This window comes from Pristimantibacillus sp. Z349TD_6 (assembly GCF_056173205.1).
The window spans coordinates 2,739,946-2,755,806 of record NZ_CM149662.1; the positions used below are offsets into that span (position 1 = coordinate 2,739,946).

A 15,861-nucleotide genomic window follows, 5' to 3' on the forward strand; every position below is an offset into this window, starting at 1 on the left:
AAATAATGCACATTCCTGCAAAAATTCATTCTCATTAGACGATCATTCTTTCGATATGATTGAACGTAACTAATAAAATGTTGAATGAAGGGGGCCTTGCATCGTGTGGAAAACGGCTATTGATGATGCTATTGCAAAGACGCTAAAAAATATAGAAAGATTTGAGGGGAAATTCCCTCATGTCAGCAGCAATGGATCCTATGAATTGAATGAAAATAATGATTGGACCAATGGCTTTTGGAGCGGGATGCTGTGGTTATGCTACGAATATACACAAGACGAACGGTTTCGGAATGCGGCGGATCAGACGGTTACAAGTTTTCATCAACGTTTGAAGGATCACGTTGTGCTCGATCATCATGATATCGGTTTTTTATACTCACTGTCCTCCAAAGCACAATGGATCGTGGAGAAGGATGAAGCAGCCCGACAATTAACGCTACAAGCAGCGGATTTGCTTATGAACCGGTGGTGTGAACCTGGCGGCTATATTCAAGCTTGGGGACAAAAGGGAGATGCTAAAGAGGGCGGCCGGATTATCATCGATTGTCTGTTAAACCTTCCACTGTTGTATTGGGCGAGCGAACAGACAGGAAATCCATCCTATATGAAAGCAGCCCGTATCCAAGCAGAAAAATCAAGGCGTTACCTAGTAAGAGGGGATGACAGCTCCTATCATACGTTCTTCTTTCATCCAGAAACGGGTGAACCGATCGGTGGGGCGACGCATCAAGGGTATACGAATGGTTCAACTTGGACAAGGGGACAAGCGTGGGGGGTATATGGATTCGCACTCTCTTATCGCTACACGAAGGAAAAAAAGTTCCTCGAAGCTTCAAAGCGACTTGCCCGTTATTTCCTTGAGCATTTGCCAGACGACCATGTAGCCTACTGGGACTTCAATGCACCCATTGAGAATAATACCTACAGAGACAGCTCGGCCTCTGCGATTGTAGCTGCGGGATTATTAGAGCTCCTTTCCCTCATGGAGCAGCAAGACCCCGAACGTCTCTATTTCCAAGAACATCTTGAGAAATCAATGACCTCACTCGTTCAGAAATACGCGACGATTGGGGAAGAAGACACTGAAGGACTGCTTAAGCACGGATCCTATTATGTGCACGGAGGATTGTCACCAGATGACTATATGATCTGGGGAGATTATTACTATCTGGAAGCGCTGATGAGGCTTGAGAAGGGTATCGGAGGTTATTGGTATGAAGGCAAATAACCAAGCGCAGTATGAAGAGCGCCTATTTAACCTATTAAACCTAGATGATGAAGGGTTAGAAGTGGTAAAGCAGGCCATCCTTCAAAATCAGCTTGATGATGCATTTGCGGTGCTAAAGCAATATTTTATAGAGCGAACTTCTCCTAGAATGTATTTGCAAAAGAAAGAAATACAACAGGTTTGCAACTATGTTCATGTACATTGTTCAGAAGAAGTGCAGGATGTGCTGCAAACAGCTGATGAGGTCGTATCGCAAACCTTCCTATTCCGCTTTCAGTGGGATATGGAACGTACCCGTGTTCCTGTATGCTTTGATCGGCTAATCGATTGGAATCACATTCAAGATAGTGATGTGGAATGGGCCTACATGCTTAATCGACACCGATACTGGGTTGCACTTGGACAAGCTTATCAGCTTACTGGAGATGAGAAATACGCGAGCACCTTCTGTCTACAATTAGAGGATTGGATTGATCGAAACCCTGTTCCTTCGGCGCAGACTAGGAATACGTTAACTTGGCGCTCTATTGAGGCGGGACTACGCTGCAGCAACTGGATCAAGGCACTGCCTTATTTAATTGAAAGCCAAGTTATGACACCGCGTCTATTTGCAAAGATGTTAGTCTCCCTCCATGAGCATGCGGAATATTTAGCTTCATCATTCACAGGCTGGAGTAATATTAGCAACTGGGGAGTTATTGAAACGAGTGGATTATTCCAAATGTCCGTATTCGTTCCAGAATTTAAGCGGACAATTCACTGGCAGCAGCTAACGGCTGAGAGGCTGAGAGAAACGTCGCGACTGCAAGTGATGAAGGACGGCATTCACTGGGAGCAGTCCCCTACATATCATCATGAGGTACTGAACTGCTTCCTAGACATGATGACTCTGGCTCAAAAAAATAAATTGACCATGGAAGCTAGTTTTATTCGTTCGGTAAAGAGCATGGCTGCTGCCTCACTCTACTGGGCAAGACCGGATCATAGACAGGTGATGCTTGGTGATAGCGATAATAATGATATTCGGTCAGTTATGACGGCTGCTGCGATTATTTTCAAAGATCCCGTGTTTCGGTTTGCTGGATGGGAGAGGGTCGATTTTGATCAAGCATGGAACTTCGGGCCTGAAGGTATTGGCTATTATGAAGATTGCCCCGTTCAAATACCGCCGCAGCAATCTTATGCGTTTGAACACTCAGGGCATTATGTGATGCGCTCTGGCTGGGAAGAACAAGCGTTGTATCTCTATTTCCGCTGTGGTCCTCTTGGAGGAGGACATGGGCACGCGGATATGCTTCATATAGATATGCATGCGTACGGCAAGGATCTGCTTACGGATCTAGGGAGATACAACTACTCTGATCATACGCCGCTGCGCAAGCAGCTTAAACAGTGCAGCTCCCATAATACAACGGTAGTTGATGATATTGAATTTACGGAAGTTATCGACACATGGCAATTTGGGAAGATAGCTTCAAGAACAGGTACGGAGTGGATTTCCGAGCCGAATTTTGATTACGTTAGCGGGAGTCACGATGGATACATTCATTTGGATGATCCTGTCTACCCAAGCAGAAGCATCATCTTTGTAAAACCGTATTTTTGGCTTGTGGTGGATTGCTTTAGAAGCCAGAATGAACATACGTTTAAGCAGTTTTTTCATTTTGCTCCTGGACAACTGAGCTTATCGCAGGAGACGGGGATTTGTCGCACGACAAATGAGAATGATGCCAATCTTTGCATTATTCCGATCCAGACTGCTGGACTTAAGGCTGAGCAGAGCGAGGGTGTTATTTCTTATGAATATAACCTAGTGGAGCCTAACCAATATGTGACCTACGAGAGAACTGGTTCAGGTACAACATCGATGATGCAGGTTCTTTACCCTTTACGCGCGGGAGAAACAACCATTCCTATCGTTGAAAAAGTTCCAGTCTACCTATATACTGGTGAGTTGGCAGAGGACAACAGCGTAGAAGCATGCCGGATTGTGATTCCGCATTCAACAGAGCAATATATCATTGTTGTATGCCATAGGGCTCCATCCTCTCATATTGATTCTTACATGGTTGACGGCACACAGATTTTTGGCGAAGTGGTGTTGATATCCTTGAAAGAAAAGGTCAAGGAGATTACCGTTATTAAATAAAGCCTGAAACGCGAAAAAGGCGATAAGCTACCCTGCTGCAATAGTCATGAAAGCAACTTGAAAGAGGCGCGGTAAATATGTCTAGGTTAAGCTATTATCAAAAAATTCAGCTGTCATTTCTCCTATTTATTATTGTTCCTATCATTACCGTATCTGTCATCTCATTTGTGCTCATTAAAGAGACGATGGTTGAGAAGCTTCAACTGAGCAATGACAACTTCTTGAATGTCATGATCGAAGAGATTGGAACAACGATTGATGATGTTATATTTGCATCGCATTTCATCGTTAATGATACGAATGTCCGGTCAGATTTGAAAAAATTCGCGGATACAGAACGGTTGAATACGTATGCGGATTACACAAATTTTACGAACATAAAGGGAGTATTTTCTCTCATTACATCAAAGCCCTTAAATAATAACATTCGAATGTATTTGGTCAATAGAAAAGGCTTTATTATTTCTTCGAATGAGGATGATTTGAATTTAGTTAATAGAAACCTAGACGATTTATATGAAAAAATTGATCTCAAAAGGCCCGAAACCCTGCAACGGCTCGGTATGGTAAAAGAAGAGTCCGATAAGGAAGGGACCTATTATATGGCAAGAGTGATTCATGATAATGATGACAAACGCTATCTATCGGTTCTGATTATTGGTATTTCAGAGTCATACTTTGAGAAAGTTCTGAAGCCCATTGAGTTTGGTAAAGTAGCGCTTTTTGATGCAGAGGGAACTCTTATTGCTGGTAGCACGGAGCTTCTGTCGCACGATGCAGCAGCAAGCAGAGATATTCTTCGTTCTGAAGTCACGTTAGACAAAACGGACTGGACGCTTGTTTACGAAGCGAATAAGGAAACCTTTACGGGGGAAATTTCAAGAACCTTCTATTTGGGTATTGGAGGCGTTATTTTCCTCTTTATTATTTTTTCCATATCTTCTATGTTTATTGCAAGGAGATTGCACAGGCCTATTCAAAAATTGCAGCGTGCGGTCAGGCAATTTGGGATGGGAAACCTTGATGTGAAGCTTGAAGTGAAAGGCAAAGACGATATCGCTGAGCTTGGTCATTCGTTGAACACAATGATGGAGCAGCTCAAGGGACTTATCCATGATATTGAGCATGAACAGGAGCTGAAGAGAGTAATGGAGCTCGAGGCTTTGTTCATGCAAATTCGGCCGCATTTTCTAATTAATACACTGAACTCAATCAAATGCAGTCTTATCCTGCACAAGGATCTTCTGCATAGCAAAAGTATCGATTCATTAATGAGCTTGCTAAGAGCCTATTTGAAGGTAAATGAACCGACCTCATTGAAGGATGAGTGCGTGCTGCTCGGGCATTACATCGATATTATGAAGATCAGAAATGAAATGGTTCTTGAGCTTACGGTTGAGCTTGAACCAGGGCTGGAACAATTATTAATTCCGAAGCTGATGCTGCAGCCTTTAATTGAAAATGCGATTGTACATGGTTTGGTAGACAATCCTGCTGCCAAAATTACGATCCAAGCAAGAAGAGTAGAGAACGGAATAATCATTGAAATAGAGGATAACGGAAGTGGAATAGAGGAAGAACAGTTAGCTGCACTGAACCATCATCTGCATTCAGTCGGCTCAGAGCAATCCTCTTCTTATCAAAGGGTCGGCTTGATTAATGTGATTCAAAGGTCAAGATTAACATTTGGTCAAGCGGCGGCGTTAGCTCTATATGAAAATGCACAGGGCGGGGTAACAGCCTTCCTTCATCTTCCTGTCATTGAACGGCATGTTTATTCTTCGGAGGGGTGAAACGGTGATGTATAAAGTAATGTTAATTGATGATGACGTCCCTATGATTCGAGTTTTGCAGCAAATGATCGATTGGGAGTCACTCCAGCTGCACGTAGTGGGGGCTACCTATTCAAGCGCAAAGGCATTGCATATGTTTGAAGAAACGTCGCCTGATATCGTCATCACTGACATTGGACTGCCGCAAAAAAGTGGTATCGAGCTAGCAGCTATTTTCCGCCGGATGAAACCGGATATTAGAGTCATATTTTTGACTTGCCACGAGGATTTTCATTACGCACAGCAGGCAGTAAAACTGAATGCGGATGATTATCTTCTTAAAGATCAATTAACGGCGGAACAGCTTGAGCAAAGCTTAGGAAAATCCATACAATTGCTCAAAATGAAAGTCCCAAAGATCGACAATGAAGTATCGAACTATAACAGTGAGCTGTTCAAGCAAGGCTTGTTTCAAAGAGTTATTGATGGTGTTAATCCCACATCAACTGTAGGGTATGCAGCTCAGCTAGGCATCTCATGGGGATACCCATGGTTTATGATGGGTGTCGTCCATATCAATTTCTCAACTTACGAATCGCTCTACGTTCAGAACAATATTTCGTTAATTTTTTATGCGATCCACAATATCGCGGTGGAGCTGTCTGGTTCGTATGATGGAATAACGCCATTTTTGGAAAAAGACAATTTAGTTATTTTGTATAATTACCGAAATAATTTGGCGAACAATGCTTATCCTTATTTTCAAAAGTATATGCAGGAGTTGCAGGCTCTTTGTCTACAGTTTCTAAAGTTGCAGCTTAATATAGTCACCGTGACAGATAAGATGGAACTGCAATCCATTGGAGCCGTCTATCAGCAGGTGATTCAATATAAAAATGAGTTTTACAAAAGCAGTGAGTTTACGGTTGCAAATATGAATGTGTTCTTACAGAACATGTTTTTATCCTATCCGCTAGGTTTTCTAGATTGTTATAAATCAGATATTGAGCGTGCGATTATGAAAGGCGACTTTGACAGTATCCATAATATCGTCGCTAGTATTGGAAAAAATGCTGAGGAGAATAGAGTCGAGCCAAGTGAGTTGGTTCAAGATTTATCAACACTCATTCGCAGCATTGATATCATGTTCTCAAGATGGAAGTCGGATGAGGGGATTTATATTTACCTGTCTTCTGCAAGGACTTTGCTTGATGTAACAGGACTGATTGAAAGAAAGCTTATTCACATTGCAAAAAACCGGCAGAAGGGATTAGAACCCGTGATCCAGGAGCCGAAGCTGCAGGTGATTCAACAATATTTAGATAAAAATTTATCCGAAAACATTACCTCAATTGACATGGCGCGTCATTTGTATTTGAATTCAAGCTACTTCTCCCGCTATTTCAAACGACTGACGGGTGTGAATTTCACGGATTTTGTTCACCAGTATAAAATGAAAATTGCTGCTAAAATGCTGAAAACGTCCAACCAAAGCATCGAATCTTTAGCTATGGGACTTGGATATTCGGATAGAACTTATTTTTCAAAAGTGTTCAAGAAGTATATAGGCATGACTCCAAGTGAATATAAAGCAAATTATACGATTAACACTTATGTAAGATGAATAGACTGCAGCTACAATCGAAACCTGTCCTCCGATAATGCCGGGGTACAGGTTTTTTTGTCGTTCCCATTGTTCATAACTTTTATGGTGTTTTCGCCGAATGTAACCCATTTGGAAAGTCAAAATATTGCTCCTACGAAGTCATAATCCATCGTTCTTGTCCTGTGGATTTCTATTATCATTAGTATCAACTTAATAAATGTTGAGGTGATACGAAATGGAAGCTGCTAAACCAATCACAAACCCTGAAATTCTACAGAAGCCAAGAAAATTTTGGACTCCGAGGCGGAAAGAAGCTTTAATCGGCTGGCTGTTTCTTGCCCCAGAAATCATAGGTATGTTATTGCTGAATGTATTTGCACTTGGGTTTTCTCTTTATTTGAGCTTTACTTCGTGGGACTTGTTATCAGGTCTAGGGGGCATTAAGTTTAACGGTATCGACAATTATATTAAAATGTTTCATGATCCAACGATCATTAAAGCGTTGAAAAACAATCTGCTTTATACCGTGCTAACGGTGCCGGTTCCAATTGCTATATCGCTGGTACTCGCTGTTCTCATTCACAATAAGGTGTTTTGGAAGGATTACTTTAAGGTTGTGTTTTTCATTCCCTATATTTCATCCATTATTGCTGTAGCGGCAGTGTGGAGCGCATTGTTCCATCCTTCACTAGGACCGATTAATCAGTTTTTAATGGATCTAGGCATTTCCAACCCGCCTAAGTGGCTGGTGGACCCAAAAACTTCACTTATCGCCATTGCGATCATCACTTCTTGGGCAGGGCTTGGTTATACGATTATTATCTATTTGGCCGGTCTTACAAGTATTTCGAATGAACTATATGAAGCGGCGGATATCGACGGTGCGACTTCAATGACCAAGTTTCTCAAAATTACGGTTCCATTGCTTCGTCCGACAACGTTCTTCTTGTTTATTACGATGTTGATTGGTTCTTTTAAAGTATTTGATATTATCTCTTATTTGACAGCCGGCGGACCAGACAATTCTTCTACAGTCATCGTATTCCGGATTTATGAGGAAGGATTCGTGAATTATAACATGGGGTACGCGGCTTCAATCTCATGGCTGCTATTTGCGATTATTGCTGTCATTACTGCGGTTACCTGGAAATTCAGAAATGAAGAATCATTATAAGGGGGAGGGGTCAGCTTGCTTATCATAAGAAAAAATATATCAAAAATAATTGTTACCATTATTATGGGTGCTATATCTATTTTCTTCTTAGTTCCATTCATATGGATGATTTCATCAGCGTTTAAATTTGAAAAGGATGTTATGCGTTTTCCCATTGAGTGGATTCCTAAAAATATTAATGTGTTGTACAATTTTAAAGCAGTTTGGATGGGAAATGTAAACTTTCTTCATATTTATTTCAACTCTATTAAAATAGCTTTAATTGTCACTTGTCTCACATTGCTCTTTTCCACTATGGCAGCTTTTGCATTTACCAAACTCCGGTTTAGAGGGAGAGGCCTTGTATTTATGGCTCTGATTTCGTTCATGATTATACCGGATCAGGCCACTCTAATTCCTCGGTTTATGCTGGTTCGCTGGCTGGGTATTTACGATAGTCACTTTGCGCTTATTTTTATGGGGATGTTTTCTATTTATTTCACATTTCTGCTTCGTCAGTTCATGGCGGGCATCAGCGATGAGTATATGGAAGCTGCGAGAATTGATGGAGCAGGCCATTTAAGGATTTTCCGCTCGATTATCATTCCTCTGTGCCAACCGGTGCTTGCTACCGTCGCTATTATAAAGTTCATATGGTCATGGAATGATTATCAGAATCCGCTAATTTTCCTGCAATCAAAGGATTTGTATACGATCCCGCTGGGTATGAGCCTGTTCAGGGATGATTATACAACGAATGATGCCATTATGATGATGGCCGCGCTGTCAGCTATTATCCCGTTATTAATTATATTTATTATATTGCAGAAGCAAGTAATTAACGGAATTGCCCTTGGCGGAGTCAAAGGGTGATATTTGAAAAAAAGTCAAAAAAGTAATCATTTTACCTCAAAATTATACTCTTCTATGAATCGTCCAATCTTTATACTGATGATGAAAGAAGATGAGTCAGCTATTAAATAGGGGGGCAAAAAAATGAATCATAAGGGTAAACGCAAGTTTTTAGTTTCGATCTGTCTTTTGTTAGCGGCATTTGCAGTGCTAAGCGCATGTGGAGGTAATTCTATTTCGCCTAAAAGCTCAAACGCTGCCGGGTCTGAAGGTACAGCGGACAAGCAAGTGACCATTAAGTATTACAATTTTGACAGTGCAGCTCAAGAGGTTGGTACAAAAGCTATGCTGCAAGAATTTGAGAAAGAAAATCCAGATATTAAAGTTGAGCATGTCATTCTTGTTCCGGGTAATTCCTTGGAAATGTTGAAAAAGCTTGATTTTCTAATCTCTTCGGGTGAAGCGGTCGACGTCGTAAACGTTCCGAGCGCGTCAGCGGTTATCGAAAGAGCAACTAGAGGCGCGCTAGCTCCGCTGGATGAATATTATGCTGCCAATAATCTTGTTGCTGCGGATGAATATTTTGTTAATCCAAAAGTGGGCGACAAAACTTACGGCATGCAGATGTCTACAGGTTACCAGTTCATTCTATTGAATAAGGATGCCCTAGATGCAGCAGGTTTGCCAGTGCCGACATACGGTTGGACATGGGATGACTTCCGCGATTATTCCAAGAAGCTGACCAAAGGTGAAGGCGTGGATAAACAGTACGGTTCGTACTTCCATACATGGGAATTGTATATGAATGCTCCAGCCCAAACGGTGATGAAAGATCCTTTCCGTTATGATGATGGAACGACGATCTTGGCTGATCCAACTTATAAATACTTCTTCCAGCTGCGCAAAGACATGGAAACGGTTGATAAATCGGCTAAGCCTTATGCGGATGTTCTTGCATCGAAGCTTAACTATCGTACTGAATTTTTCAGTGAAAGTGCTGCGATGATTCTTTCCGGAAGCTTTATGATTCCTGACCCAGGAAATACGGAGCAATATCCGCATGATTTCAAAACGGCATTTGCTCCAGTTCCGCTTCCTCCTGCGAATGCGCAGCCAAAAGATTATGAAGGCGGTAAGTACTTTGTAGGTGGCGGACATCTAGTAATGGGTGCGACTTCCAAGCATAAGGAAGCTTCATTCAAATTAATGCGCTTTATGACAACGACTGATTCGGAATCAAGAAATGAATTCTCTGGCTGGAAAAAATCAGACCAAAACGTCGTACTTGATCGCTTGATCGGTGCAAACGCTGATAAATATGATGTTGAATCGCTTAAAAACACATTATTTGGCCCTGAAATTAAATATTTGGATGCTTCACAAGTGGTAACGACAAGTACTGCTGATTTGACGAAAGTTATCGGAGATGGCTTTAGCAAGTTCATGCTTAGCAGCGATTCCATTGACGATGTACAAGCATGGATGGTAAAAGAAGCGACGAGAATCATTGATGAGAAAGAAACAAAATAAAGTGAAGTGAATTGAAACCGAAATTGAGGAGCTTTGAGCAGTCTAGACATGGCTGCTGCAAAGCTCCTTTTTCTTGTGTCGGATCAATGGCAACTTAGGAGTGCAAGGAAAGGGAGATGCAGCATGGCTAACTTATCATCATCATTATCAGTGCCAACCGAGCAGCAGCGTCGTTGGCAGGATCTTGAACTCGGAATGTTTTGTCACTTTGGAATGAATACGTTTTGTGATCAGGAATGGGGCGATGGGAATGACTCGCCTTCTTTATTTAATCCAGCCCAGCTTGATGCCCGCCAGTGGGTGCGTACGGCAAAGGCTGCTGGATTCAGATACTTCGTCCTTACGGCAAAACATCATGACGGCTTCTGTCTTTGGCCGACCGCAACGACAGATTATTCGGTTGCCTCTAGTCCTTGGAGAGAAGGCAAAGGCGATATCGTAAGGGATTGTGCAGATGCCTGCCTTGAAGAAGGAATTGGCTTTGGCCTATATTTATCTCCTTGGGATAGACATGAACCGTGTTATTCCGATCCAGATGCTTATGATCTCTTCTACGCTAGTCAGCTGGAGGAATTGCTAACGGGTTATGGTCCACTCGTTGAGATCTGGTTCGACGGAGCGGGCTCCGAAGGAAGAGAGTACGACTGGAAACGAATTATGAACCTAATCAAGCAGCATCAACCGGATGCCATGGTGTTTAATATGGGAGCCCCGACGATCCGATGGGTAGGGAATGAGGATGGTCTTGCTCCTTATCCTTGCTGGAATACAGCTGAATCTGCTCGGGTAAGCATGTTTAGTGAAGGAGATCTGAAATGGCTGCCTGAAACACCTCGATGGGTACCGGCAGAATGCGATGTGCCTATTCGGAAGGACCGATGGTTCTGGCATCCAGAGGAGGAGCATCTGCTGCTTTCCTTGGAGCAATTAATGGACATCTATTATCGGTCGGTTGGTCATGGTGCAACGCTTCTTTTGAATGTAACGCCAGATAATCGTGGACTTATGCCGGAGGCAGATGTGAACCGCGTTATTTCATTTGGAAACGAAGTTCGTCGCAGGTTTGATCATTCACTTGCCGAGTTGTTTGGCGAGGGAGAGGTTATCGAGCTTGTGCTGCCTCGGAAACTTATCATCGACCATATCATTACGATGGAAGATATCGCTTACGGAGAACGGGTACGGGACTATAAGATTGAGGTTAAAGCCGGCAATGACTGGATAGAAATGATCCGTGGGAGCGCAATTGGGCACAAAAAAATAGATGTCTTCCAACCAATTTCCACGGACAGAATACGTTTAACTGTACTTGAGTCGGTAGAGCGGCCAATGATAAGACGTTTTGCCGTGTTTAATAGTCATTAGATTCGTTGTTGACAATGGAAACTATAAAGGATGGGAGAGGAAACCATGAGTCAATTGGAGATTAGAGATGGGCAGTATTATTTGCATGGGGAGCCTTATCGTATCGTGTCGGGTGCCGTACATTATTTCCGTGTCGTGCCAGAGTATTGGATGGATCGTTTGCAGAAATTGCAGGCATGTGGATTTAATACAGTAGAAACTTATGTTGCTTGGAATGTGCATGAGCCGCAAGAGGGTCAATTTCAATTTGAAGGAATGGCAGACATCGTCCAGTTTATTGAGCTTGCGGGACAACTGGGCTTGCACGTGATTGTTCGTCCCAGCCCATTTATTTGTGCGGAGTGGGAATTTGGGGGATTGCCGGCATGGCTATTGAAAGAGAGTGATATGCAGCTTCGCTGCTCGGATAGTGCCTATTTGGCTAAGGTAGATCGATATTACGATGTATTAATTCCTAAGCTTGTTCCGCTGCTCTCAACGAAGGGTGGCCCGATTCTTGCGGTGCAGGTAGAAAATGAATATGGCAGCTACGGCAATGATACCTCCTATTTGACCTATATTCGAGATGGGCTTGTACAAAGAGGGATAGACGTGCTGCTCTTCACTTCTGACGGACCTACTGACGAGATGCTGCTCGGCGGAACGATAGATGATGTTCATGCAACAGTGAATTTTGGATCGCGAGTTGCGGAATCGTTCGGAAAGTATCGGGAGTATAGAGAAACAGAACCGCTTATGGTTATGGAGTTTTGGAATGGATGGTTCGATCATTGGATGGAGCCTCACCATGTTCGTGATGCAGCTGAAGTGGCCGACGAACTGGATAAAATATTGGAGAGTGGTTCATCGGTTAATCTTTATATGTTCCATGGCGGAACGAATTTCGGATTTTACAATGGCGCCAATCATATTAAAACGTATGAGCCGACGGTAACTAGCTATGATTATGATGCACCGCTGAGTGAGTGGGGAGATGTGACGAGCAAGTATGAGGCGATTCGCAGCGTGTTTGCTATGCACGGCATCGAGCCAGGTTGTGACATGCCACAGCCGATTCCTAAATATTCATACGGTAAAGTGACACTGTCAGAGAGTGCGACACTGCTTGATAATTTGGACCAATTATCAGAGCCAGTAATATCGAAATGTATACAGCCCATGGAGAAATTTGATCAGGCGTACGGTTTTATTTTGTATTCGACATGGGTGAGTGGACCTCGATCTGGGCAAAAGCTGCATATTCAGGAGGTTCGTGACCGAGCGCAAGTATTTCTAGATGGCAAGTTATTAGGTGTGGTGGAGCGCTGGGACCCTAAGCCCTTAGATATTAGCATTCCGGAAAATGGGGCAAGACTCGATATCCTTGTCGAGAACATGGGGCGAATCAATTACGGTCCTCGACTTCGTGATCCGAAGGGGATTACGGAAGGAGTGCTCCTTGATAATCAATTTTTATACAATTGGACGATTCGGACGCTTCCCCTTTGTCCTGATTCTCTATCATCTGTCCGCTACGAGAGAACGAAAGACCATGAATTGCGTGTAGAAACTCCGGCATTTTACAAAGGTTCTTTTGAAATAGAAGAGATCGGGGACACTTTTTTAAGATTTGATGGTTGGAATAAAGGCGTAGCATGGATTAATGGCTTTAATCTGGGACGGTACTGGGAGATTGGACCTCAGCGTGCGCTTTATATCCCAGGGCCTTTGCTGCGAAAGGGACGCAACGAGATTGTGCTTTTTGAGCTGCATGGCTTCTTGACTGAGCCTGTAATCACGCTTAGCGACCAGCCTGATCTAGGGGAATCCGCAGCGGTGGATGACCGGGTGTTAAATTTTGTGCAAGAAGAGCAGACAACCTAAATCGAGCTTTATCCCTAAGCTTGAGCAATGAAGTAAATCAACCACGTCCTAAGGACGTGGTTTTTAATCGTATCAACATTATTGCGCTTTTGAAAATATTAATTTACATGGGTTTGGCGGACATATCAAAATCAACATCTTCTATAAATTCGATAATTTCCCCATTTGGGCTATGAATAACTGCGTTCCTTACAAGAAGAGGTGGTTCGCCAAGAGAAAGGCAATCTGGTTTTACAAAAGGTTTCGCCCCATGAGCGAGTGCCTTTTGATACATTTCATCTACGTTATCCACATAAAAGGCGAAATGCAATAATGCTCCATGAGCGATATCCTTTTCAGATAATGCTTTTTTCCCTTGAGCGGGAATGACTGCATCGTTATCAAAGATCTCAATACAGGTCCTTTGGTCAGGTGAAACCAGCATGGAAGCTTCCTTAATTTGAAATAAGGGCAAACTCCAATGATGGCCTAACTTGAACCCTAAAACCTCAATATAGAATGCAATCGTTGCTTTATAATCTATAGCTTGGATAGCTACATGCGAAAGGCCTTTTACGCTCATCACTAATCGCTCCTTAAATAATATATGTAAATTATAGAGGCATTAAAGGATGAGAAACATGCAAAAGATAAGCATTTTATAGTAATATGGTTATAAAATATAAGGTATTTTAGATGAAAAGGTTTATTTCATGTTAATGATCAGGAGGCTCTTACTATGGAACATCCTATGGATGACATTGATAAAAAAATTATGGCATTGCTTCAGTACAATGCACGGATGTCCATTTCTCAAATTAGCAAAGAGGTATCGATGTCGCAACCATCCGTTAAAGAAAGAATACTCAAGTTGGAAGAGAAAAACATTATCGCTGGGTACAATACCGTTTTTAATTTGCGTGAAATGAATCGAGGCACGACCACGTTTATTTTAATAAAAACAGAACATTGCAAAGAGATTACTGACTTTTGTGAACATGCTATGGAAGTAACCGATTTATTTCGGATTAGTGGAGAATATAATTATCTTATTAAGGTGCAAACCACATCCATTGAGGAACTTGCTGAATTTCAAGATTCTCTTATCAAGTTCGGACCTTCAAAGTCTCATATCAGTTTGAAAAATATGTTAGAAAATAGAATTTTGCTTTAGTTGAGGGGGAAGTGCGAGGATGACGACAGTTCTGCTTGCCACATTAAAGAAGACATTGAATAAGAATGATATCTGAGTCGAGACAGCAGAAATGCTGTTTTTTTGTTTATTATGATGCAGTAACAAAGTTGTGCATAACACGAAATGAGTTGTGTTTCATAAGGAAAGGTCAACCAGTAGCTTCTGATTGACCTTATTTTTGGTGCTATACGAAAGCTCAATGCACTTCATTTCGCCGCAGTTCCTCTTTTACATATTGCATGAAAAGAATTTTGGATGATGAATTATACTCCGTGTTACGTAATTGCAGCAAACCGACCGGAATGGCTGAATCCTTCAGTTCAACGTGTATTTTCACAACATTCGTGGGTAATGCTGTTGAATCTAGAACGGCTCCAACGGAAGGTATTCGCTGAACGAACCCAGGAATAGCCGAAATTTGATTCACCGTATATCGAAAAGGGGTTTCGGTGTAATGGGAATATTGCTTAGCTAACCGCAGATAATACAAGCAGGTATTTCCTCCAACGATCATCTGATAGTTAAGCAGTTCTTCAAAGGATATTATTCCGTTTCTTTCAGCCAAGGGATGGTTGTTCGCTACAATGAAGGAAATATTCTCGTTATATAGAGGCTCAAAACTAAATGAAGAAAAATCGGCAGGCTCTCCGCATATGGCAAAGTCCAGTTGGTTCTGGAGTACCGCTCGTGACAAGGAGTCGGTGTTCCCGCTGACAAAGTGACATGCTACTTTTGGTTTAAGTTCCTGGAAATGTCGCAGAGAGCTGGGCAGCACATGCTCGAATATCGATGCTAGCCCTCCGACGCGCAGGGAGCCGATCTCCTCTCTTTGCAAAGCTTTCGCTTGCTCAGTTACATGGTTCCAGTGTTGAATGAGCTTGTCAATTTCCACGGCAAAAATTTGTCCAGAAGCGGTTAACTCTGCATCCCATCCTCGCTTAAATAGCTGGATGCCCAATTCCTTCTCCAGCCGCTGGACTTGATTAGTAATCGTAGACTGCGCGTAATTCAATTTCGCGGCCGCCTTGGTGAAGTTTCCTTCTTGAATAATCGTTCGAAACGTAACTAGTTCCTTTAAGTCCATAGCACCTATCTCCATCGGTATAATTGAATTAAAATATCATTTTATTCAATTATACAAATAAATTAGACGGGAGTAAAATGAA

At 42.3% G+C, this 15,861-nt stretch carries 12 protein-coding genes; 10 read left to right on the forward strand and 2 right to left on the reverse strand.

What is annotated here, in order from left to right:
- Nucleotides 1–103 precede the first annotated feature (103 nt).
- From AC0VYE_RS11380 to AC0VYE_RS11420, 9 genes are all read left to right on the forward strand, one after another.
- Entirely contained in the window at nucleotides 104–1,231 is a 1,128-nt protein-coding gene (locus AC0VYE_RS11380; protein WP_475447980.1) for a glycoside hydrolase family 88 protein, read from the forward strand.
- A complete protein-coding gene (locus tag AC0VYE_RS11385; protein WP_475447982.1) occupies nucleotides 1,218–3,380 on the forward strand; it encodes an alginate lyase family protein in 2,163 nt (720 codons plus the stop codon). The genes AC0VYE_RS11380 and AC0VYE_RS11385 overlap by 14 nt, the downstream gene beginning before the upstream one ends.
- A gap of 77 nt (nucleotides 3,381–3,457) precedes the next feature.
- Nucleotides 3,458–5,173 carry a sensor histidine kinase gene (locus AC0VYE_RS11390; protein ID WP_475447984.1) on the forward strand — a complete coding sequence of 572 codons (1,716 nt, stop codon included), beginning with the start codon at nucleotides 3,458–3,460 and terminating at the stop codon, nucleotides 5,171–5,173.
- 7 nt (nucleotides 5,174–5,180) lie between these two features.
- Nucleotides 5,181–6,776: a response regulator transcription factor gene (locus AC0VYE_RS11395; protein ID WP_475447986.1), complete on the forward strand. Its 1,596-nt coding sequence runs from the start codon at nucleotides 5,181–5,183 to the stop codon at nucleotides 6,774–6,776.
- 217 nt (nucleotides 6,777–6,993) lie between these two features.
- The gene (locus AC0VYE_RS11400; protein WP_076269513.1) at nucleotides 6,994–7,932 is read left to right on the forward strand and encodes a carbohydrate ABC transporter permease; all 939 of its coding nucleotides are present in this window, start codon (nucleotides 6,994–6,996) and stop codon (nucleotides 7,930–7,932) included.
- A gap of 63 nt (nucleotides 7,933–7,995) precedes the next feature.
- A complete protein-coding gene (locus AC0VYE_RS11405; RefSeq protein ID WP_076269617.1) occupies nucleotides 7,996–8,784 on the forward strand; it encodes a carbohydrate ABC transporter permease in 789 nt (262 codons plus the stop codon).
- A gap of 123 nt (nucleotides 8,785–8,907) precedes the next feature.
- The gene (locus AC0VYE_RS11410; protein WP_475447988.1) at nucleotides 8,908–10,293 is read left to right on the forward strand and encodes an ABC transporter substrate-binding protein; all 1,386 of its coding nucleotides are present in this window, start codon (nucleotides 8,908–8,910) and stop codon (nucleotides 10,291–10,293) included.
- A 123-nt stretch (nucleotides 10,294–10,416) separates the two neighbouring features.
- Nucleotides 10,417–11,658 carry an alpha-L-fucosidase gene (locus AC0VYE_RS11415; RefSeq protein ID WP_475447990.1) on the forward strand — a complete coding sequence of 414 codons (1,242 nt, stop codon included), beginning with the start codon at nucleotides 10,417–10,419 and terminating at the stop codon, nucleotides 11,656–11,658.
- Between the two features lie 45 nt (nucleotides 11,659–11,703).
- Nucleotides 11,704–13,521: a glycoside hydrolase family 35 protein gene (locus AC0VYE_RS11420; RefSeq protein ID WP_475447992.1), complete on the forward strand. Its 1,818-nt coding sequence runs from the start codon at nucleotides 11,704–11,706 to the stop codon at nucleotides 13,519–13,521.
- Nucleotides 13,522–13,624: 103 nt separating this feature from the next.
- On the opposite strand, the gene AC0VYE_RS11425 is transcribed toward AC0VYE_RS11420, so the two are convergent.
- Nucleotides 13,625–14,083, reverse strand: coding sequence for a VOC family protein (locus AC0VYE_RS11425; protein ID WP_076269517.1), 459 nt, complete (start codon nucleotides 14,081–14,083; stop codon nucleotides 13,625–13,627).
- A 156-nt stretch (nucleotides 14,084–14,239) separates the two neighbouring features.
- Between AC0VYE_RS11425 and AC0VYE_RS11430 the strand changes: the two genes are divergently transcribed.
- Nucleotides 14,240–14,674, forward strand: coding sequence for an Lrp/AsnC family transcriptional regulator (locus AC0VYE_RS11430; protein ID WP_475447994.1), 435 nt, complete (start codon nucleotides 14,240–14,242; stop codon nucleotides 14,672–14,674).
- 217 nt (nucleotides 14,675–14,891) lie between these two features.
- Here the strand turns inward: AC0VYE_RS11430 and AC0VYE_RS11435 are convergent, their stop codons facing one another.
- Nucleotides 14,892–15,779 (reverse strand): LysR family transcriptional regulator, encoded by an 888-nt coding sequence (locus tag AC0VYE_RS11435; protein WP_475447996.1) that lies wholly within the window; start codon nucleotides 15,777–15,779, stop codon nucleotides 14,892–14,894.
- Nucleotides 15,780–15,861: the final 82 nt, after the last annotated feature.